18 protein-coding genes are annotated in these 20,115 nt (G+C 69.5%); 15 read left to right on the top strand and 3 right to left on the bottom strand.

The annotated features are described in order from the left end of the window. Positions 1–41 precede the first annotated feature (41 nt). The 8 genes from tig to J2X55_RS09585 all read left to right on the top strand — a co-directional run bounded on the left by tig (position 42) and on the right by J2X55_RS09585 (position 6,419). Entirely contained in the window at positions 42–1,571 is a 1,530-nt protein-coding gene (gene tig / locus J2X55_RS09620) for a trigger factor (protein WP_309823113.1), read from the top strand. A 156-nt stretch (positions 1,572–1,727) separates the two neighbouring features. After that, entirely contained in the window at positions 1,728–2,216 is a 489-nt protein-coding gene (locus J2X55_RS09615) for a tetratricopeptide repeat protein (protein WP_115918064.1), read from the top strand. A 77-nt stretch (positions 2,217–2,293) separates the two neighbouring features. Beyond that, positions 2,294–2,878, top strand: a complete 585-nt coding sequence (locus J2X55_RS09610) for an ATP-dependent Clp protease proteolytic subunit (RefSeq protein ID WP_058231493.1) — start codon at positions 2,294–2,296, stop codon at positions 2,876–2,878. 23 nt (positions 2,879–2,901) lie between these two features. Beyond that, a complete protein-coding gene (locus tag J2X55_RS09605) occupies positions 2,902–3,564 on the top strand; it encodes an ATP-dependent Clp protease proteolytic subunit (protein ID WP_115918066.1) in 663 nt (220 codons plus the stop codon). A 271-nt stretch (positions 3,565–3,835) separates the two neighbouring features. Beyond that, positions 3,836–5,104 carry an ATP-dependent Clp protease ATP-binding subunit ClpX gene (gene clpX, locus J2X55_RS09600; protein WP_115918068.1) on the top strand — a complete coding sequence of 423 codons (1,269 nt, stop codon included), beginning with the start codon at positions 3,836–3,838 and terminating at the stop codon, positions 5,102–5,104. Between the two features lie 40 nt (positions 5,105–5,144). Beyond that, positions 5,145–5,315 (top strand): hypothetical protein, encoded by a 171-nt coding sequence (locus tag J2X55_RS09595; protein WP_181906456.1) that lies wholly within the window; start codon positions 5,145–5,147, stop codon positions 5,313–5,315. Further along, positions 5,303–5,881 (top strand): hypothetical protein, encoded by a 579-nt coding sequence (locus tag J2X55_RS09590; RefSeq protein ID WP_115918070.1) that lies wholly within the window; start codon positions 5,303–5,305, stop codon positions 5,879–5,881. The genes J2X55_RS09595 and J2X55_RS09590 overlap by 13 nt, the downstream gene beginning before the upstream one ends. A gap of 22 nt (positions 5,882–5,903) precedes the next feature. Continuing rightward, complete coding sequence (locus J2X55_RS09585; RefSeq protein WP_309823560.1) at positions 5,904–6,419, top strand: GNAT family N-acetyltransferase; 516 nt, start codon at positions 5,904–5,906, stop codon at positions 6,417–6,419. Positions 6,420–6,425: 6 nt separating this feature from the next. Here the strand turns inward: J2X55_RS09585 and J2X55_RS09580 are convergent, their stop codons facing one another. Then, positions 6,426–8,477 (bottom strand): M3 family metallopeptidase, encoded by a 2,052-nt coding sequence (locus J2X55_RS09580; RefSeq protein WP_309823108.1) that lies wholly within the window; start codon positions 8,475–8,477, stop codon positions 6,426–6,428. Positions 8,478–8,557: 80 nt separating this feature from the next. Between J2X55_RS09580 and J2X55_RS09575 the strand changes: the two genes are divergently transcribed. Both J2X55_RS09575 and J2X55_RS09570 read left to right on the top strand, forming a co-directional pair. Continuing rightward, positions 8,558–9,154 (top strand): helix-turn-helix domain-containing protein, encoded by a 597-nt coding sequence (locus J2X55_RS09575; protein ID WP_115918074.1) that lies wholly within the window; start codon positions 8,558–8,560, stop codon positions 9,152–9,154. After that, positions 9,151–9,363 carry a hypothetical protein gene (locus J2X55_RS09570; RefSeq protein WP_115918076.1) on the top strand — a complete coding sequence of 71 codons (213 nt, stop codon included), beginning with the start codon at positions 9,151–9,153 and terminating at the stop codon, positions 9,361–9,363. The genes J2X55_RS09575 and J2X55_RS09570 overlap by 4 nt, the downstream gene beginning before the upstream one ends. 215 nt (positions 9,364–9,578) lie before the next feature. Here J2X55_RS09570 and J2X55_RS09565 read toward each other — a convergent pair whose 3' ends face one another. Together J2X55_RS09565 and valS are read right to left on the bottom strand one after the other, a co-directional pair. Then, the gene (locus tag J2X55_RS09565) at positions 9,579–9,827 is read right to left on the bottom strand and encodes a hypothetical protein (RefSeq protein WP_115918078.1); all 249 of its coding nucleotides are present in this window, start codon (positions 9,825–9,827) and stop codon (positions 9,579–9,581) included. Beyond that, complete coding sequence (valS, locus tag J2X55_RS09560) at positions 9,827–12,394, bottom strand: valine--tRNA ligase (RefSeq protein ID WP_309823106.1); 2,568 nt, start codon at positions 12,392–12,394, stop codon at positions 9,827–9,829. The genes J2X55_RS09565 and valS overlap by 1 nt, the downstream gene beginning before the upstream one ends. An 876-nt stretch (positions 12,395–13,270) precedes the next feature. Between valS and J2X55_RS09555 the strand changes: the two genes are divergently transcribed. From J2X55_RS09555 to J2X55_RS09535, 5 genes are all read left to right on the top strand, one after another. After that, on the top strand, positions 13,271–13,927 hold the full coding sequence (locus J2X55_RS09555; protein WP_307460749.1) for an endonuclease domain-containing protein: 657 nt from the start codon (positions 13,271–13,273) through the stop codon (positions 13,925–13,927). Between the two features lie 825 nt (positions 13,928–14,752). Beyond that, on the top strand, positions 14,753–16,366 hold the full coding sequence (locus J2X55_RS09550) for an ABC transporter substrate-binding protein (RefSeq protein WP_309823104.1): 1,614 nt from the start codon (positions 14,753–14,755) through the stop codon (positions 16,364–16,366). A gap of 28 nt (positions 16,367–16,394) precedes the next feature. Then, positions 16,395–17,372 carry an ABC transporter permease gene (locus J2X55_RS09545; protein WP_309823102.1) on the top strand — a complete coding sequence of 326 codons (978 nt, stop codon included), beginning with the start codon at positions 16,395–16,397 and terminating at the stop codon, positions 17,370–17,372. After that, a complete protein-coding gene (locus J2X55_RS09540; protein ID WP_309823101.1) occupies positions 17,369–18,205 on the top strand; it encodes an ABC transporter permease in 837 nt (278 codons plus the stop codon). The genes J2X55_RS09545 and J2X55_RS09540 overlap by 4 nt, the downstream gene beginning before the upstream one ends. Continuing rightward, positions 18,202–19,749 carry an ABC transporter ATP-binding protein gene (locus J2X55_RS09535; RefSeq protein WP_309823099.1) on the top strand — a complete coding sequence of 516 codons (1,548 nt, stop codon included), beginning with the start codon at positions 18,202–18,204 and terminating at the stop codon, positions 19,747–19,749. The genes J2X55_RS09540 and J2X55_RS09535 overlap by 4 nt, the downstream gene beginning before the upstream one ends. The last annotated feature ends 366 nt before the right edge of the window (positions 19,750–20,115 follow it).

Raw genomic sequence — 20,115 nt, 5'->3', positions numbered from 1 at the left:
GCCCCCGCGTGCGCGCGGGCCACACGAGGAGAACGAACCGCATGGTCAACAGCACCGTCGAGAAGCTCAGCCCCACCCGGGTCAAGCTGCACATCACGGTCTCGCCCGACGAGCTCAAGCCGAGCATCGCCCACGCCTACGAGCACATCGCTCGCGACGTGCAGATCCCCGGCTTCCGCAAGGGCAAGGTCCCCGCGCCCATCATCGACCAGCGCATGGGCCGTGGCGCCGTCATCGAGCACGCCGTCAACGAGGGCCTGGACGGGTTCTACCGCGAGGCCGTCGAGGCCAACGAGCTGCGCGTGATCGGCCGCCCCAACGCCGAGATCGTCGAGCTCCCCGAGCTCAAGGACTTCTCCGGCGACCTGGTCGTCGACGTCGAGGTCGACGTGCGTCCCGAGTTCGACCTGCCCGCCTACGACTCGATCACGGTGACGGTCGACGCCGCCGAGGTCGACGAGGCCGGCATCGACGCCGAGCTCGACCGTCTGCGCGCCCGCTTCGGCACGCTCATCACGGTCGACCGCCCCGCCACGACCGGCGACTTCGTCGAGCTCGACCTCGTCGCCACGATCGACGGCAACGAGATCGACCGCGCCGAGGGCGTGTCGTACGAGATCGGCTCGGGCGAACTGCTCGAGGGCATCGACGAGGCCATCGAGTCGCTCACGGCCGACGAGCAGACCACGTTCCGCTCGAAGCTGGTCGGCGGCGAGCACGCCGGCGAAGAGGCCGAGGTCTCGGTCACCATCACCGCCGTCAAGGAGCGCGAGCTTCCCGAGGCCGACGACGACTTCGCGCAGATGGCGTCCGAGTTCGACACCATCGCCGAGCTCCGCGAGTCGCTGAGCGAGCGCGTCTCGCAGCAGTCGGTGTTCACGCAGGGTTCCGCCGCGCGCGACAAGTTCATCGAGGCGCTTCTCGAGGCCGTCGAGATCCCCGTTCCCCCGCAGCTCATCGAAGACGAGGTGCACCAGCACCTCGAGGGCGAGAACCGCCTCGAAGACGACGAGCACCGCGCCGAGGTCACCGAGGCGAGCGAGAAGCAGTTCCGCACGCAGATGGTCCTCGACAAGATCGCCGAAGACGCCAACGTCCAGGTGTCGCAGGACGAGCTGACCCAGTACCTCATCCAGTCGGCTGCGCAGTACAACATGGCGCCGCAGGACTTCGTCAACGCGCTGCAGCAGGGCAACCAGCTGCCCGCGCTCGTCGGTGAGGTCGCCCGCAACAAGGCCCTGGCCATCGCGCTCGGCAAGGTGTCGGTCGTCGACACCAACGGCAAGCCCGTCGACCTGACCGGCTTCGTCGCTGTCGAGGGCGAAGAGCCCGTCGAGGGCGACGACGCCGACGAGGCCGTCGCCGAGGAGGCCCCGGCCGCCGAAGAAGCCCCCGCGAAGGCTCCCGCCAAGAAGCGCGCCCCCGCCAAGAAGAAGGCCGCGGAAGAGTCCGCCGCCGACGAGGCCCCCGCCGACGAGGCCCCCGCCGAGGAGGCTCCCGCGAAGGCCCCGGCCAAGAAGCGCGCGTCGGCCAAGAAGAAGGCCGACGACGAGGCCGCAGACAGCGAGTAAGTCGAGACGAGGGGGCGGATGCCGTGGCATCCGCCCCCTCTGTCGTTCCCGGAAGCCGCGCACGGCGTCCGGTCCCGTCGAGTGTCGAGAACACCCGGACGGTTTTTCGAACGGACCGGGTGTTTTGGACACTCAACACGAGAAAGAGCACGTGAGATGAATGACTGGCAGAGCCGAGTGGATGCCGTCTGGGCCGATGAGTCGCTCAGCCCCGAGGCCGTCATCGCCCACATCGACCGGCTCGCCGCAGAGCGCCCCGCGGACGATGCGATTGCTCTGTTTGAACGGGCCGGGGCCCGCGACTCGGCCGGCATCGAAGACGAGGCCGAGCATCTCTACCGCCGCGCCCTCGAGATCGGACTCGACGACGAGCGCCGGACACGCGCGACGATCCAGCTCGCGAGCACGATCCGCAATCTCGGCAAGACCCGGGAGTCGCTCGCGATGCTCGAGGCCGAGTACGAGCGCGAGCCCCGCGGGCCGCTGCACGACGCAGCGGCCGCGTTCTACGCCCTGGCGCTCGTATCGAACGGGAAGCCCGAGCGGGCGGCATCCGTCGCCCTGCAGGCCCTCGCCCCGCACCTGCCGCGCTATACCCGTTCCGTGACCGGATACGCGCGAGAAATCGCCGAAGAGCCGCGCTGATCCGCCCGCGGCGAACACGGCATCCCGCCCCGGAACGCGCCGGTAGATTCGTTTCAGATCACGGAAGAGGAGCACACATGCCCGAACCCCTTATGGCAACGAGCGTCTTCGACAGGCTGCTGAAGGACCGCATCATCTGGCTCGGTTCGGAGGTGCGCGACGAGAACGCCAACGAGATCTGCGCCAAGATCCTGCTGCTCGCCGCAGAAGACCCGCAGAAGGATATCTACCTCTACATCAACTCGCCCGGTGGCTCGATCACGGCCGGTATGGCGATCTACGACACGATGCAGTTCGTGCCGAACGACATCGTCACCGTCGGCATCGGCATGGCCGCCTCCATGGGGCAGCTCCTGCTCACCAGCGGCACCAAGGGCAAGCGCTACATCACGCCCAACGCGCGCGTGCTGCTGCACCAGCCCCACGGCGGCTTCGGCGGAACGTCGAGCGACATCCAGACGCAGGCGCAGCTGATCCTCGACATGAAGCGGCGGCTCGCGGAGATCACGGCGAACCAGACGGGCAAGAGCGTCGAGCAGATCAACGCCGACGGTGACCGCGACCGCTGGTTCACCGCCCAGGAAGCCCTCGAGTACGGCTTCGTCGACCACATGCGCGAGCACGCCACCGACGTCACCGGCGGCGGCGGAACCGCAGCCTGAGTCGAGAGGAAAAGGACACCGATATGAACATCCCCACCTTTGGCGGCGCGGCGGCGCACATGCCCTCGAGCCGCTACGTCCTTCCTCAGTTCGAGGAGCGCACGGCCTACGGCTACAAGCGTCAGGACCCCTACAACAAGCTGTTCGAAGACCGTGTGATCTTCCTCGGCGTGCAGGTCGACGATGCGTCCGCCGACGACGTCATGGCCCAGCTGCTCGTTCTCGAGTCGCAGGACCCCGACCGCGACATCATCATGTACATCAACTCGCCCGGTGGCTCGTTCACGGCCATGACGGCGATCTACGACACGATGCAGTACGTCTCGCCGCAGATCCAGACGGTCGTGCTCGGACAGGCCGCCTCCGCGGCATCCGTCCTGCTCGCCGCCGGTGCCCCCGGCAAGCGTCTCGCGCTGCCGAACGCCCGCATCCTCATCCACCAGCCCGCGATGGGCGAGGCCGGTCACGGACAGGCGTCCGACATCGAGATCCAGGCTCAGGAGATCCTCCGCATGCGCACCTGGCTCGAAGAGACCATGGCGCGCCACACCGGCCAGGACGTCGCGAAGGTCAACAAGGACATCGATCGCGACAAGATCCTCTCCGCCGCCGAGGCGATGGAGTACGGCATCGTCGACCAGGTCCTCACGACCCGCAAGCGCACCCCGGCGGCTCTCACCGCCTGACGCGCTGGCGCCACGATCAGCCCCGCAGACCCGTTTCGGTCTGCGGGGCTTCTTCGTGCGTGTCGCCTCGAGCGCAGGAGTCGTCGAGACGTGCCGCTTCCGGCTCCGGCACCGTGACCGCTCGGCCGACTCCGCGGGACCAAGAGAGGAATGCCGGGCTTCGCCCTGGGCGATCATGACGCGGTCGCGCGCGCAAATGCCCTCGTATGGCGCGACCTCGGGTTAGGCTCGGGTACACACCGGCGGGGGCCGGGTGATCGGAGGATCGAGCATGGCACGCATCGGTGAAAGCGCCGACCTGTTCAAATGCTCTTTCTGCGGCAAGAGTCAGAAGCAGGTGCAGCAGCTCATCGCCGGTCCCGGCGTGTACATCTGCGACGAGTGCGTCGAGCTCTGCAACGAGATCATCGAAGAGCGCATGGCCGAGTCGTCGGCGGGCGAGGTCGCCGAGTTCGACCTGCCGAAGCCGCGTGAAATCTTCTCGTTCCTCGAGGAGTACGTCGTCGGCCAGGAACCCGCCAAGCGCGCTCTCGCCGTCGCGGTCTACAACCACTACAAGCGCGTGCGCTCGCACGGCACCCTGCAGCCCGCCGAGGCCCGTGCCGAAGAGATCGACATCGCCAAGAGCAACATCCTGCTGCTCGGCCCGACCGGCTGCGGCAAGACGTACCTCGCTCAGACGCTCGCGAAGCGTTTGAACGTCCCCTTCGCGGTGGCGGATGCCACGGCCCTCACCGAGGCCGGATATGTCGGTGAAGATGTCGAGAACATCCTCCTGAAGCTCCTGCAGGCCGCCGATTTCGACGTGAAGCGCGCCGAGACCGGCATCATCTACATCGACGAGGTCGACAAGATCGCCCGCAAGGCCGAGAACCCCTCGATCACGCGCGATGTGTCGGGGGAGGGTGTGCAGCAGGCGCTGCTGAAGATCCTCGAGGGCACGGTCGCCTCGGTTCCGCCGCAGGGCGGCCGCAAGCACCCGCACCAGGAGTTCATCCAGATCGACACGACGAACGTCCTGTTCATCGTCGCCGGAGCCTTCGCCGGCCTCGAAGAGATCATCTCGGCGCGCGTCGGCAAGCACGGTGTGGGCTTCGGGGCCCCCCTGCAGCGCAAAGAAGACGCTCCCGACCTCTTCAGCGAGGCCCTGCCGGAAGACCTGCACAAGTTCGGCCTCATCCCCGAGTTCATCGGTCGCCTGCCCGTCGTGGCATCCGTCTCGCCGCTCGACCAGGACGCGCTGATGGAGATTCTCACTGCTCCGCGCAACGCGCTCGTGAAGCAGTACCAGCGCATGTTCGAGCTCGACGGTGTGCAGCTGGAGTTCGACGAAGACGCTCTGCGGGCCATCGCGGATCTCGCCGTGGCACGCAAAACCGGTGCGCGCGGTCTGCGCGCGATCCTGGAAGACGTGCTAGGGCCCATCATGTTCGACGTGCCCTCGGCCGATGACATCGCCAAGGTCATCATCACGCGAGCGGCCGTGGAAGACGGTGCGCAGCCGACCATCGTGCTCGCGCAGAAGCGTCGGAGCGCGTAGCGCACGCACCTTCACCTGACATACGGGCCGGGGGGACCGAATGGATGTCGATACCCACCAGCTTTCGCTCGCGCAGCAGGTGCTGGAGCGCCAGCGCGGCCACGGCCGGGCGATCGCGGAGCATCTCGAGACCTACGCGCGGCTGAACGCCGGCGAGCTGGGGGCCTACCGCTACGCGGACGACGCCGTGGGGAGGGCGTGGTCGCTGTGATCAAGCGAGGCTCCGGCGAGGACGCCCACGTCGGTCCCGTTCGGTGGAACGGACTCACGCGCGGCGGCGCAAGGCTCGTCGTCCGCGACGACCCGGAGTCCGTCGTGCGCCGTGCCCGCGACGCGCTGGTCGCCGCGGGTTTCACCGACGGGGGAGAGTCTTTCTCCACGGCGATCCGCGAGAGCGCCTCGGAATGGGTCGCGCAGGACGTGCGGCTCGGCGACGTGGCGAGATCGTGGAAGCGCGGTGTGGTCGAGTTCTTCGCGGAGGGCACCGGTTTGGAACTCTTCCCGAAGTTCTGGAGAGGCGCCACGCCGACGGTCGTCGTCGCGTGCGCGCGACGCACCCCGGAGGGTTCCGAACTCGTCATCTACCCGCACTACTCGATTCGCGGGGGCGCCGACCGGAACGACGCGGCACCCCTGGTGCGTCGCGCGGTCCAGGATGTATCCGATGCCTATGCGGCGTCGGGGGCGCTGCTCTCGAGCGCGAAGCTGCTCTCGATCAAGAACGACGGCTCGCCGGCATCCCAGGCCGTCGTGCGCGAGGTGCTCGGCTGGCGCTGAGGCTCGCGGCAGAATGGACGGCGTGCTCGCCGACCTCGATCTTCCCGTCACCCTGACCACGCGTGCCTCGGACGTCACCGTCCGTCGAGCGACACCCAGCGATCTTTCCGCGCTCATGGCGCTGCTGGCCGATGATCCCATCAGCGCCGCACGCGGCGACCGCGCCAACACGGCGGACGAGGCAACCTACGCGACGGCCCTGCGAAGTGTTCTGGAGGCGCCCGCCAACGACCTTCTCGTCGTCGACGATGCCGAGGGCGCCCTGGTCGGCACCCTGCAGCTGACCGTCATCCCCGGCATGGCCCGCCAGGGCGCCGCGCGGATGCTCGTGGAGGCGGTCCGGATCTCATCGAACCAGCGGTCCGGCGGCATAGGCAGCGCCCTCATGCGCTGGGTGATGCACGAGGCCGCCCCGGCGACCGGGGCGGCCCTCGTGCAACTGACCTCCGACGCGGCTCGAGTCGATGCCCACCGGTTCTACACGCGGCTGGGCTTCGCCGATTCCCACATCGGCTTCAAGTACTCCGTCGGAAGCTGAGCCGACTCAACCCGCGAGGCCGCGACGCTCCAGCAGCGGCTGGGTCTCGGCATCCCGGCCCCGGAAATCCCGGTAGGCGGCGAGAGGATCGCCGGACCCGCCGACGCCCAGAAGCCGTTGGCGGAAGCGGTCGCCATTCTCGCGCGTGAGCCCGCCGTTCTCGCGGAACCACTCCACGGTGTCGGCGTCGAGCACCTCGCTCCAGATGTAGGAGTAGTAGCCGGCGCTGTAGCCGCCCGAGAACACGTGCGCGAAGTACGTCGAGGCGTACCGGGTGGGGACGGCGGGGTTGTCGAGTCCGATGTCGGCGAGAGCGGCCGCTTCGAACGCCGCGACGTCGATTTCGGCCGAGGCCTCGTCGACTGAGAGACCGTGCCAGGCCTGATCGATCCAGGATGCCGCGAGGTACTCGCTCGTGGCGAAGCCCTGGTTGAAGGCCTCGGATGCGTGCAGCCGCTCGACGACGTCGGCCGGGAGGGGCTCATCGGTGTCGATGTGGCGCGCGTAGTGCGACAGGACCTCGGGCCAGAGGATCCACATCTCGTTGACCTGGCTGGGGAACTCGACGAAGTCGCGGTATACCGCGGTCCCGGCGAAGTGCGGGTAGGTGACGGTGGCGAAGAGACCGTGCAGGGCATGGCCGAATTCGTGGAAGAGGGTCGTGACCTCGTCGAGCGTGAGCAGCGTCGGCGTCCCCGGTGCGGGCTTGTTGACGTTGAGGTTGTTCACCACGACCGGGGCGGTGCCGCGTAGCGCCGACTGCGTGACGATCGAGTTCATCCAAGCACCGCCGCGCTTGGTGTCGCGCGTGTACAGGTCGAGCAGGAACAGGCCGAGCTCACTGCCGTCGGCGTTGTGCACCTCGAAGACACGGACGTCGGGGTGATAGCCCTGCAGGTCGTGGCGCTCGGTGACCCGGATGCCGTAAAGCATCTCGGCCGCGGAGAAGACGCCGTCGCGCAGAACGCGCTCCACCTCGAACCAGGGGCGCAGGGCCGCTCGGTCGAGGTCGTAGCGCTCCGCGCGCACCTTCTCGGTGTAGAAGGCCCAGTCGTGCGCTTCGATGCGGATGCCGTCGGCATCGGCGATCGCTTGGAGCGCCCCCTGCTCGGCGCGAGCGTTGGCAGCCGCGGGGGCAGCGAGTCGACGGAGGAGGTCGTGCACGGCATCCGGGGATCCCGCCGTCTGATCGGCGAGGATCGCGGCCGCGTGCGAAGGGTAGCCGAGAAGGGCGGCACGCTCGGCACGCAGGCGCACGATGTCGCGCAGCACGGGACGGTTGTCGTGGTCGTTGCCGCGAATGGCGCGCGAGCGCGAGGCTTCGAGCAGGCGGCGCCGGCTCTCGCGGTTCGTCAGCGACGCGAGCAGCGGGTGGCCCGTGTAGAGCGTCAGGGCAACGACGTACCGGCCGTCGAGCCCGCGCGTGGTGGCGGCCTGGGCGGCGGCGGAGAGCTCGCCGTCGCTGAGGCCGTCGAGTTCCGCAGCAGTGTCGAACACGACCGCGAGGTCGTTGGTGTCGGCGAGGAGGTTCTTCTCGAACGTGTTCGTCAGCACCGAAAGACGCTGGTTGAGGTCGGTGAGACGCTGCTTCTGTTCTTCGTCGAGTCCGGCGCCGGCGAGTGACATCTCACGGTGATGGCGCTGGACCAGGTACCGGCTCTCGTCGTCGAGGTCGAGGTCGTCGAGCCGGGCGTGCACCGCCGCGATGCGAGCGAAGAGCGCCGCGTCGAGCTGGATCGCGTCGCCGTGAGCCGCCATGAGCGGGGCGAGCTCCTCTTCGACGGCCTGGATCTCGGGAGTGCCGTCGGCGGATGCCACGGTGTAGAACGCGCGGGCGACGCGGTCGAGCAGCTCGCCGCTGCGCTCCAGGGCGACCAGCGTGTTCTCGAAGGTGGGCTCCGCGGTTTGAGCGGTGATCGCGTCGACCTCGGCGCGCTGCGCCGCGAAGGCGGCGCGGAACGCGGGGAGGTAGTGCTCGACGGCGATGCTGCCGTAGGGCGGCAGGTCGTAGGGGAGCGAGGGCGGCGCGAGGAGGGGATTGTTCACGGCATCCGTCATCGCTCCAGCCTAGGCGCACCCTCCGGGCGTATGCAGAGCGATAGTTGCAAAGAAACGCATGCAAAGGTATCTTTGCACTCATGAGCGAGCAGACTCCACCCCGCACCGAACGCGTCCTCGACGCCGGCGCCCTGCGCGCTCTCGCGCACCCGCTGCGGGTTCGTCTGTACGACATCCTCAGCCAGTACGGTCCCCAGACCGCCAGTACCCTCGCCGAGCTCACGGGGGAGTCGACCGGTTCGACCAGCTACCACCTGCGCGCCCTCGCCCAGCACGATCTCATCCGCGAGGTCGCGAACCGCGGCACCGCCCGCGAGCGGTGGTGGGAGCGCCCCGCGGGCATGGTGACGTTCACCAATCCCGAGATGCAGAACACCCCCGCCGGGCGCACGGTGCTCGAAGCCGTGCAGTCCGAGACCCTCACCCTGCGTCACCAGCAGCTCATGCACTTCGCGAACCACGGGTGGGACGAGGCCGAGGAGTGGCGCGATGCGGCCATCATCTCGACCGCAACCGCCCGTTTGACCGCGGAGCAGTCGCGCGACCTCGTGCGGCGCATCCAAGCGCTCGTCGACGAGACCGTCGCCCGCTACCGCGACCAGACCGGCGACGATGTGCGCCCCGTCACGATCCGCAACGACGTCTTCCCACTTCCGACCGAGAGGGGCTCCGCATGAGCGCCATCACGCAGACCATCAGCATCGCCACCCGGCCGACGCTCATCGAGAACGCGCTGCTGTCCGCGGCCCGCGCCATGTCGACCGCTGCCGAGCGCCGCATGGGCCGACGTGCGGACCGCCTCGAGGCCGAACCATCACGTCGTGCCGGGATCGCGGCATCCCGAGCGATGTCGCACGACGTTGCTCGGTATCTGCTGCCGCGATAGGTCGAGCGACAACAGCGCCAGCGCCGGGGATCCTGCGCGTGCGGGGAGGGAATTGTGCCGGCGGAGGGAAAGCTCGCGAATCGGTCCTCCGCTGCCCGAATCTCCTCCGGTCTGGGAGACCCGCCGTCCACCGGTGCCGTCCTCGGCGCGAACGACCGGAGGGCCCGTCGACGCAGCCAGGCGTCGACGGGCCCTCCGGTCCGAGGCGTTCCGGCTCAGGCGAATTCGGCGTCGTCGTCGTAGCGCACGACGACCTCGCCCGCGGCATCCTGGGTCACGATGACCCCGGTGTCGAGCTCGGCGACGGGGCGCCCCTCGAGGAACGTCAGCGTCCACCGCGGCGCGGGGGCACTGAGGCCGTCGGGGTTGAGCGCGGCCTCGACGGCGGCGATCTGCGCGTGCAGCGCCTCGGGCACAGCCTTCGGCGGCTGCTCGCGGGCGGTCCAGCGGGTTCCGAGTTGCATCAGGCCTCCTGGGGTGCGAACACGATGTCGGTCACGGTGGTGGTGTCGGCTTCGGCGAACGAGATCGTCTCGATCCGGCCCACGGCGCGCAGGTCGCCCTCGGCGAGGCGCAGCGCCTCGACGTGCGGACCCGACACGGTGAGCGAGGTCACCGGCGTCTTCTGCGAGGCCTTCGCCTCGGTCTTGGCGCGACGGATGCCGATCAGCGCGGCGCTCACGGCCGTCAGCACCGCGGGGTCGCCCTCGATGCCGAGCGGCTCGGGCCACGCGGCGGTGTGCACCGAGCCCTCCTCGAACCACGACCACACCTCCTCGGACGCGAACGACAGCACGGGCGCGAACAGGCGCACCAGCGTCGACAGGGCCGTGCGCAGCGCGAGCGCTGCCGAGGCCTGGCCCACGTCGGTCTGGTCGTACGCGCGCTCCTTGACGAGCTCGAGGTAGTCGTCGCAGAACGTCCAGAAGAACGACTCGGTGATCTCCAGCGCCCGTGCGTGGTCGTACGCCTCGAAGGCGGCCGTCGCGTCGGCGATCACGGCATCCAGGGTCGCGAGCATGGAGGCGTCGAGCGCGTGGGTGACCTCGGCGCCCTCGGGCACCGGGAACGAGAGCACGAACTTCGCCGCGTTGAGCAGCTTGATCGCCAGGCGCCGGCCGATCTTCACCTGCGTCGGGTTCTGCGGGTCGAACGCCGCGTCAGTCCCCAGGCGGCTCGACGCCGACCAGTACCGCACCGCGTCGGAGCCGTGCTGCTTGAGGATGTCGGCGGGCGTGACCACGTTGCCCTTCGACTTCGACATCTTCTTGCGGTCGGGGTCGACGATGAAGCCCGAGATCGCGGCATCCGACCAGGGGCTCCGGTCGTCTTCGAGGGCGCTGCGCAGCATGGTCGAGAACAACCAGGTGCGGATGATGTCTTGCCCCTGCGGGCGCAGGTCGAACGGTGACACGAGGTTCCAGAGGTCCTCGTCGCGCTGCCAGCCCCCGGCGAGCTGCGGGGTGAGCGACGAGGTCGCCCACGTGTCGAGGATGTCGCGCTCGGGGTCGAAGCCGCCGGCGACGCCGCGCTGGTCCTCGGTGTAGCCCGGGGGCACATCCGTGGTCGGGTCGACGGGGAGCGAGGCGAGGTCGGGGGTGAGGACGCGCGTGTAGTCCCGCTCGCCGTTCTCGTCGAGCGCGTACCAGACCGGGATCGGCACGCCGAAGAAGCGCTGGCGCGACACGAGCCAGTCGCCGGTGAGGCCGTTCGTCCAGTTCTCGAAACGCACGCGCATGAAGTCCGGATGCCACGACATCTCGCGACCGAGAGAGATCAGGCGCTCACGCAGTTCGGCGTCGCGCGCGCCGTTTCGGATGTACCACTGGCGCGTCGAGACGATCTCGAGCGGGCGGTCGCCCTTCTCGAAGAACTTCACGGGGTGCGTGAAGGGCTTGGGGGCGCCCTCCATGGCGCCGGACTCCTGCAGGAGCTCGACGATGCGCTTCTTCGCGCTGAACACGGTCTTGCCCGCGAGCTCGTCGTACGCGGCTTTCGCGGCATCTGTCACGATCACGTCGGGGGCCTCGGCGACGATCCGGCCGTCCTTGCCGATGATCGTGCGGTTGGGCAGGTCGAGCTCGCGCCACCAGATAATGTCGGTCACGTCGCCGAAGGTGCAGATCATGGCGATGCCCGAGCCCTTGTCCTTCTGCGCGAGGGGGTGCGCGAGCACGGGCACCTCGACATCGAACAGGGGGGTGCGCACGGTCGTACCGAACAGCGGCTGGTACCGCTCGTCTTCGGGGTTGGCGACCAGGGCCACGCACGCGGGCAGCAGCTCGGGGCGGGTGGTCTCGATGAACACGTCGCCCGAGCCGTCGGTCTTGGCGAAGCCCACGCGGTGGTAGGCGGCCGGCTGGTCGCGGTCTTCGAGCTCGGCCTGGGCGATCGCGGAGCGGAAGTCGACGTCCCACAGCGTCGGCGCGAGCGCCTGGTACGCCTCGCCGCGCTCGATGTTGCGCAGGAACGCCAGCTGGCTCGTACGGATCGAGTCGTCGGAGATCGTGCGGTAGGTCTGCGTCCAGTCGACGCTGAGGCCCAGCTCGCGGAAGAGCTCCTCGAACTGCTTCTCGTCTTCGATCGTCAGCTGCTCGCAGAGCTCGATGAAGTTGCGGCGGCTGATCGGCACCTGATCGGCGGCCTTGCTGCTCTTGTTGTCGCCGCCCGCGAACGGCGGGGTGAAGTCGGCGTCGTAGGGGAGCGAGGGGTCGCAGCGCACGCCGTAGTAGTTCTGCACGCGGCGCTCGGTGGGCAGGCCGTTGTCGTCCCAGCCCATGGGATAGAACACCGTCTTGCCGCGCATGCGCTCGAAGCGCACCTTCACGTCGGTGTGCGTGAACGAGAACACGTGCCCGATGTGGAGGCTTCCGGATGCCGTCGGCGGCGGGGTGTCCACGGAGTAGACGCCCTGGCGCCCGGCCTCGGCGGCGCGGATGCGGTCGAACACGTACGTGCCGCGCTCGTTCCACGCGGCATCCCATTTCTGCTCGAGGCCTTCCAGGGCGGGCTTGTCAGGGATCGTGGCCATGGGGGTACTCCTCGAGCGATATGGGCGGCACTGTGTGAGCGTGCCTGATGGGTGTGGCGTTCCACGATACCGGGGCGATGCGAGCCGCGCGGCCTACCGCGGGCCCGTGTTCGGCGCTCGTTCGGTGCGTCACGCAGATTCAGTCCATCGGGGCGGATGCCGACGGAGGTTGTGCGGATCGCTGAGGGTGCGTGGGGGTGGTTGTACAAGCTCGGTGATTCGCGCATGTTCAGTGGCGGCAGGCCGAAGCCCGTGAGGCTGTGCGGATCGCTGAGGGTGCGTGGGGATGGTGTGCGGGCGGTTGCACGAGCTCGGCGATTCGCGCATGTTCAGTGGCGGCAGGTGGGCGCGGGCGGAGGTTGTGCGGATCGCTGAGGGTGCGTGGGGGTGGTTGTACAAGCTCGGTGATTCGCGCATGTTCAGTGGCGGCAGGCCGAAGCCCGTGAGGCTGTGCAGATCACTGCCGTTGCGCGATGCGCCGAGATCGTGCGCCCTTTCGCCGCGCCTGTCGCGTGACCTCAGCGATTCGCGCAAGCTCAGCCCGCACTGGCGCATCTCGACGGATTTTGCGCGAGTCATGGAGGCTGCGCGGACGCGCGCGATCCACGTCGCCATTCCTCCCCAGGGTGTTTTTCATCCACAGGTTCGTCCGCGAAGCGTTTTCACCTCGCCGCGCGGGCGACCATGTCGCCTATGCACAACGACCCCGCTCACGCCGTCGCGACACGAACCGCTGAACTAGGGGGAGTCGTTCGCCCATCCCGTCTCGTCCGTGAGGGGCACAGCCGGCACCGCATCTCCCAAGCGCTCGAGCGAGGACTCGTTCTGCGGGTCCGGCGAGACTGGATCGCCCTCCCTTCCGCCGATGCGCACCTGGTGTCCGCGGCGCGAACGGGCGTCGTACTGTCGTGCGTCACGGCCGCCGAGAGGCGTGGTCTGTGGATCGCCGCACGTCCGGACAAGCCTCACGTCGCATATCCCGGTCGGGGGCGAGTCGTCGGTCCTGCCGCCGTCGTGCACTGGCAGCGGGCCATCGTTCCACGTCACCCGGATCTGCTCGAAGACGACATCGAGAACATCCTGCTCACTGTCGCCTCATGTCAGCCGTACGAGTCCGCACGCGCGATCTGGGACTCCGCGCTGAACAAGAAGGCGGTGGATATCTCCCACCTGCGCCGTCTGCCCTGGACCGGCTCCGCCAAGCACCTGGTTCGGGAGGCGTCCCCGTGGGCAGACTCCGGTCTCGAGACCTTCGTCATCGTCCGGTTGCGGTGGCTGGGCCTGCCGATCCGCCCTCAGACCTGGATCTCCGGCCATCGCGTCGACTTCCTCATCGGAGATCGACTCGTCCTCCAAGTCGACGGCGGGCACCACGTCGGGGCGCAGCGCGCCGAGGACATCCGACACGACACCGAGCTGATGCTGCTCGGCTATCACGTCATTCGGGTGGGATACGACCAGGTGATGAACCGTTGGCCCGAGGTGCAGGAGAAGATCATGCACGCCGTGGCGCAGGGGCTGCACAAGGCGTGAGCGGGCGGTCCGAGCTCACGCTGGCTCAGCGAATCGCGCACCCTCAGCCGGGAGATCCTCAACGCGCTGCGGAAGGCCCGTGAGATGACGGGCGCGGCGGCCGTGCCGATTACCGACGGGCGCAGGCGATGGCCGACGGTGGTCGTGCGGATCGTCGAGGTTGCGCGGGGACGGGAGCGGGAGGCCTGACACCGGGAGTCGCCGAATCGCGCATGCTCATGCCGCAGAGAGGGATACCGACGGAGGTCGTGCAGGTCACTGAGATCGTGCGGACCGGTGAGATTGGGCCAGGACGAGCGCGAGATGCCCGACCCTCCAAGTCGCTGAATCGCGCAATCTCAGACAGCAGAGACGGATGCCGACGGAGGTCGTGCGGATCGCTGAGCTTGTGCGGGGCGGGAGCGAGATGCCTGACGCCGAAAGTCGCTGAATCGCGCAATCTCAGACAGCAGAGACGGGTTCCGACGGAGGTCGTGCGGATCGCTGAGGTTGTGCGGGGGCGGGAGCGAGATGCCTGATGCCGAAACTCGCTGAATCGCGCAATGTCAGACAGCAGCGACGGATGCCGACGGAGGGCGTGCGGATCGCTGAGGTTGTGCGGGGACGGGAGTGAGGTGCCGACGTGCGAAGTCAGCGAACCGCGCAACCTCAGACCGCAGAGACGGGTTCCGACGGAAATCGTGCGGATCGCTGAGGTTGTGCGACGCCGGAATCCCATCGGTCCGCATGAGGCCGCTGCCGACGCACGCCCCGGCGACTTTCCGCACTCGGTTCAGGAACGCGGGTAGGCTGGAGCTTCCCCACCAAAGACTTCGAGGTTTCGTCATGCCTTCACAGCTTTCCCGTCGCGTGCTCTCGGCGGTCGCGGTCGCCGCCGTCGCCGCCCTCTCGCTCTCGGCGTGCGCCGGCAGCGATCCCGCCGCCCAGGGCGACGGCGAGATCGTCTGGGCGATCGAGGGAGCGAACCTCTCGGCCGGCCACATGGACCCGCAGACCAGCCAGCTCGACGTCTCGGCCATGGTGCAGCGCGCCGTGCTCGACTCGCTCGTGTACCAGGAGGCCGACGGCACCTTCTCGCCGTGGCTCGCCGAGTCGTGGGACGTCGAGGACGGGGGCGCGAGCTACCTCTTCCGCCTGCGCACCGATGTCACCTTCCACGACGGCACCGCCTTCGACGCGGCCGCCGTCAAGGCGAACTTCGACCGCATCGCCGACCCCGACACCGCATCCGCCCAGGCCGCGAGCATGCTGGGCGGCGAGCTGTACGCCGGCACGGACGTGGTCGACGAGCACACCGTGCGCGTGCGCTTCGCCCAGCCCTACGCACCCTTCCTGCAGGCCGCGAGCACAGCCCTGCTCGGCTTCTACTCGCCCGCGGTGCTGTCGACGAAGGCCGACCAGCTCAAGGCCGGCGGACCCGACGTGAACGTCGGCACGGGCCCCTTCGAGCTCACCGAATACACCCCCGACCAGGACATCGTGTACACCCGCAACGACGACTACACGTGGGGGCCCGACGGCGGCGGCAAGCCGGCGTTCAAGACGCTCCGCGTCGACATCCTGCCCGAGGCATCGGTCCGCCTCGGCGCGCTCTCGAGCGGCCAGGCCGATGTCGTCACGAACCTCCCCCCGAACCTCGTCGGGCAGGTACCCGGCGATGACGAGGTGAAGTCGATCGCCTACCCCGGTCTGCCGTACTCGCTCTTCCTGAACGAGAAGTACGGCGTCTTCGCCGACCAGAAGGTGCGCCAGGCGTTCTCGAAGGCCATCGACGTCGACACCGCCGTTCAGGAGATCTTCTACGGCCAGTACCCCCGTGCCTGGAGCATCCTCGGTGCGACCACCCCCGGGTACGACGCGAGCCTCGAACAGACGTGGCCGTTCGACCAGGCAGCCGCCAACGCCCTTCTCGACGAGGCCGGCTGGACGGGTCGGGATGCCGACGGCATCCGGACCAAGAACGGCCAGCGCCTCACGGCGCGCTGGATCGCGTGGACCCCGGTGCCCGACGACCGCGCTGCGCTGGCCAACGCCGTGCAGAGCGATCTCAAGGCCGTCGGCTTCGATCTGCAGCGCGAGGTGCTCGAACCCGGCGCCTACAACGAGCAGTACGGGCCCAAGACCTACGACGTCACCGACTGGGGCTTCTCGGGCGTCGACGCGGACCTGTTGCGCAGCCACCTGGCGACCGACGGTTTCCAGAACGCTTCGCAGGTGAGCGATCCGGCGATGGACGCTCTGCTCGAGCAGGGCGCGTCGACGACGGACCCCGCTGCTCGTGACGCGATCTACGCGCAGGTGCAGCAGTGGAACGCGCAGCAGGTCGCCATCGTGCCGCTGTACAGCCCCGCGCTGATCAGCGCCGTCACCCCGAAGCTGTCGGGGCTCGCGTTCGACCTCTACGGCCGTCCGCTGTTCGCGACCGCGTCGGTCGGCTGAACCACCGCACGTCGGACACACTAGGCGGATGCCACGTTCTCGCTCGCGCGCCCTTCTGAGGCGCCTCGGCGGGCTCGTGGCATCCGTCGTCCTCGTTCTCTGGGGAGCGGCGACGCTGGCCTTCGTGGCGTTCCGGATCATCCCGGGCGACCCCGTCGACGTCATGCTCGGCCCGCAGGCCCAGGTGAGCGAGGCCGTGAAGGCGGGGATCCGCAGCGATCTCGGTCTGGATCGTCCCGTGCTCGAACAGTACGCGGCCTTCCTCGCGCGCCTGGCACGGGGTGACCTGGGGGAGTCGTATCAACTGCGTCTGCCCGTGACCGAGGTCATCGGCCGTCAACTCGGACCCACCCTGCAGCTCTCGGCGCTCGCGCTGATGATCGCCGTGGTGCTGGCTCTGGCGACGGCCGTTCTCGTGCGCGGGCGCCGCGGGCGAGCCGTGGCATCCGGGATCGAACTCGTCGTGCTGTCGTCGCCGGTGTTCTGGACGGGGCTCGTGCTGCTGAGCGTCTTCTCGTTCCAGCTCGGGTGGTTCCCGGCGTCCGGTGGGCGCGATGCCGCATCGCTGGTGCTGCCGGCCGTGACCCTGGCCCTGCCCGTCGCCGCCCTTCTGTCGCAGGTGCTGCGTGACGGCATCGAGGCCGCCGAACGGGAACCGTTCCTTCTGACCGTTCGCGCCCGCGGAGCCGCCCCGGGCCGAGAGACCCTCCATCACACCTTGCGTCACGCGGGGGTCGGGGGCGTCACCCTGGCGGCCTACCTCGTCGGCTCGCTGCTCGGCGGCGCCGTGCTGGTCGAGACGGTGTTCGCGCGACCCGGTATCGGCCGCGTGACACTCGCGGCCATCACCGATCGCGACCTGCCGGTGATCACGGGCGTCATCGTGCTGAGCGCGCTCGTCTTCGTCGTGGTCAACACGGTCGTCGACCTGGTCGCGCCCGTTCTCGACCCGCGCTTGCGGGGGAGCGACACGGCGCTGCGCGTGCGGACGGGGGTACCCGCGTGACCGCCGTCGCCGTCACGCGCACGCGACCCGGCCGGGTGGTCGCCCTGTCGCTCGCGGGAGCGGTGCTCGCCGTCATCGCCGTCGCCGCCGTCGCGCCGGGGCTCTTGGCGACGCACGACCCCCTGTTGACCGACGTCCGTTCGGCCCTTCAGCCGCCGAGCGCCGCGCACTGGTTCGGCACCGATCAGAGCGGGCGCGACGTGTACTCGCGCGTCATGTTCGGCGCGGGGCGTTCGGTGGGGATCGGCCTGCTCGCGACGGGTCTCGCCCTGATCGTCGGCGTGATCGCGGGCTCGCTCTCGGCTGTCGCCCCGCGCTGGGCCGACGCCGCCGCGATGCGCGTGGTCGACGTCCTGCTGGCCTTCCCCGAGTTCCTCGTCGCTCTGCTCGTGGTCGCGGTCCTGGGGCCGGGGGCGACGAACATCGCCGTGGCCGTCACGATCGCGGCCGTGCCGGTGTACATCCGGCTGGCGCGTGCGCAGACCCGTTCGCTCTCGGCGGCGGAACACGTCGAGGCCGCGCGCATCATCGGTGTTGCGGCGTTCGTCGTGCACGTGCGCCACGTGCTGCCCGGTGTCCTTGGGGCTGTCAGCGTCCTCGCCACGATCGGTATCGGCACGAGCATCCTCGCGGCGGCGGGCCTGAGTTTCCTCGGCCTGGGTCCCACCGAGCCCACGCCGGAGTGGGGGCTCATGCTCTCGGCGGGCCGCAATCTGCTTCTACAGGCTCCGTGGGTGGCGGTGTTCCCGGGACTCGCCATCACCGCGACCGTCGTGAGCGTGAGCGTCGTGGGCCGCATCCTGCGCGCGCGAGCCGAGGAGCGGGGCGCGTGAGCGGCGTCCGCCTGCGCGGTTTGCGCATCGACGGGCCCGGCGGCTCGATCGTGCGCGGCCTCGACCTCGAGGTGGCGCCGGGGGAGTGCGTCGCGATCGTGGGCGAGTCGGGCGCGGGTAAATCGCTGAGCGCGCTCGCGCTGGTGGGACTGGTCCCCGCGGGTCTGTCGTGGTCGGCGGACACCCTCGAGATCGACGGCACCCCGGTCCCGTCGCTGACCGAGCGGCAGTGGCGGACTCTGCGCGGACGACGCATCGCGCTCGTATCGCAGGACGCCCTCGTCTCGCTCGACCCCCTGCGCCGCGTCGGCGCCGAGGTGGCCGAGCCGGTGCGCATCCACGAGCCCGCGGTGCGCGGGAGCGCTCTGGCCGACCGCGTGCACGGGTGCCTCGAGCGCGTGTCGATGCCCGAGGCCGCCGACCGCGCCCGTCAGTATCCCCACGAACTCTCGGGCGGGCTGCGCCAGCGCGCCCTGATCGCCTCGGCCCTGGCGGCGAACCCCGCCGTCCTGGTGGCCGACGAGCCGACGACGGCCCTGGATGCCACGGTGCAGGTGCGCGTGCTCGACCTCCTGCGCTCGATCGCCGACGACGGGGTCGCCGTGGTGTTCATCAGCCACGATCTCGGAGCCGTCGCGCGGGTGGCCGACCGAGTGGTGGTGATGCACGAGGGACGGGTCGTCGAGACGGGCGTCACGGCCGAGGTGCTGGCATCCCCTCGCGATCCGGTGACGCGCGAGCTCGTCGCGGCGGTCTCGCACGATCCGCTCGGTCGCGCGCCCCGCACCGACGCTCCACTGTTCACCGCCCGGGGCGTCACGAAACGCTTCGGTGAGCGGCTCGCGGTCGACGACGTCACCTTCGACGTGCGCCGCGGTCGCACGCTCGCGGTCGTGGGAGAGTCCGGATCGGGCAAGACGACCCTGGCGCGCCTGGCCATCGGCGTGACCGCCGCCGACTCCGGGACGCTGACGTTCGACGACCGCCCCTGGAGCCCCGACGTCGCTCGGGGATCGGACCGGCGCCGGGTGCAGCTCGTGCAGCAGAACCCCTGGGGTGCCCTCGACCCCCGCTGGACCATCGGCCGCACCCTGACCGAGGCCGTCGCCGCGGGCGGTGTACCGCGCCCCGAGCGCCGTCGGGCGGTCACCGCCCTCCTGGAGGAGGTCGGGTTGTCGCCGGCCTTCACCCGCCGTCGGCCCGCCCAGCTGTCGGGCGGCCAACGCCAGCGGGTCTCCATCGCTCGTGCCCTGGCGGTGTCGCCCGATCTGCTCGTGCTCGACGAACCGGTGTCGGCACTGGACGCCTCGGTGCGCGCCAAGATCCTCGACCGCCTGCTCGCCCTCCAGCGTGAGCGCGACCTCGCGATGATCTTCATCACCCACGATCTCGACGTCGTGGCCGCGATCGCCGACGACGTGATCGTCATGAAAGACGGACGCGTCGTGGACTCGGGCACCGTGTCGTGCGTCTTCGCCGAGCCGCGGCATCCGTTCACCCGGGAGCTACTCGCCGCCGCCGGCTTCGGCGCGACCGGCGCCTGAGTTCGCGCGGCCGCCGGCGTCGAGCGTCCACGACACGCCGGACCCCCGGGACGACGAGCGGCGTGTTCTGGACACTCGAGGGGGAATGCCCCGGCGATACCTCGGCGGTGCAGAGCACGCAGAGCAGGGCCCCTCTCGGTCCGGGTTTCTCGGACACTCGAGGGCCGCAGCGCGGGCCGCCCGGCTCGCGTAGACTGGACGGACACGCATCGATCCGGCCATCACCGGGGAGCTCGCGGAAGAAACGGGTCCAGGCCCGGAGTAGAACCGCGCGGGGCAGGCCCGTCACAGCCGCAGTGAGAGAGGCACCGGTCCCGAACGGGGGCGGCGCAACGCGGGGTGGTACCGCGGTCCCCACGGATCGTC

This window comes from Microbacterium sp. 1154 (assembly GCF_031455375.1).
GTDB lineage: Bacteria > Actinomycetota > Actinomycetes > Actinomycetales > Microbacteriaceae > Microbacterium.
Note: the sequence above shows the minus strand (reverse complement) of the source record. Positions and strands in the feature narration are given on the sequence as shown.

What these genes read in the sequence shown, in the direction of transcription:
- tig (WP_309823113.1), top strand. Translation starts at nt 42, where the DNA reads ATGGTCAACAGCACCGTCGAGAAGCTCAGCCCCACCCGGGTCAAGCTG.
- J2X55_RS09615 (WP_115918064.1), top strand. Translation starts at nt 1,728, where the DNA reads ATGAATGACTGGCAGAGCCGAGTGGATGCCGTCTGGGCCGATGAGTCG.
- J2X55_RS09610 (WP_058231493.1), top strand. Translation starts at nt 2,294, where the DNA reads ATGCCCGAACCCCTTATGGCAACGAGCGTCTTCGACAGGCTGCTGAAG.
- J2X55_RS09605 (WP_115918066.1), top strand. Translation starts at nt 2,902, where the DNA reads ATGAACATCCCCACCTTTGGCGGCGCGGCGGCGCACATGCCCTCGAGC.
- clpX (WP_115918068.1), top strand. Translation starts at nt 3,836, where the DNA reads ATGGCACGCATCGGTGAAAGCGCCGACCTGTTCAAATGCTCTTTCTGC.
- J2X55_RS09595 (WP_181906456.1), top strand. Translation starts at nt 5,145, where the DNA reads ATGGATGTCGATACCCACCAGCTTTCGCTCGCGCAGCAGGTGCTGGAG.
- J2X55_RS09580 (WP_309823108.1), bottom strand. Translation starts at nt 8,477, where the DNA reads ATGACGGATGCCGTGAACAATCCCCTCCTCGCGCCGCCCTCGCTCCCC.
- J2X55_RS09575 (WP_115918074.1), top strand. Translation starts at nt 8,558, where the DNA reads ATGAGCGAGCAGACTCCACCCCGCACCGAACGCGTCCTCGACGCCGGC.
- J2X55_RS09570 (WP_115918076.1), top strand. Translation starts at nt 9,151, where the DNA reads ATGAGCGCCATCACGCAGACCATCAGCATCGCCACCCGGCCGACGCTC.
- J2X55_RS09565 (WP_115918078.1), bottom strand. Translation starts at nt 9,827, where the DNA reads ATGCAACTCGGAACCCGCTGGACCGCCCGCGAGCAGCCGCCGAAGGCT.
- valS (WP_309823106.1), bottom strand. Translation starts at nt 12,394, where the DNA reads ATGGCCACGATCCCTGACAAGCCCGCCCTGGAAGGCCTCGAGCAGAAA.
- J2X55_RS09550 (WP_309823104.1), top strand. Translation starts at nt 14,753, where the DNA reads ATGCCTTCACAGCTTTCCCGTCGCGTGCTCTCGGCGGTCGCGGTCGCC.
- J2X55_RS09545 (WP_309823102.1), top strand. Translation starts at nt 16,395, where the DNA reads ATGCCACGTTCTCGCTCGCGCGCCCTTCTGAGGCGCCTCGGCGGGCTC.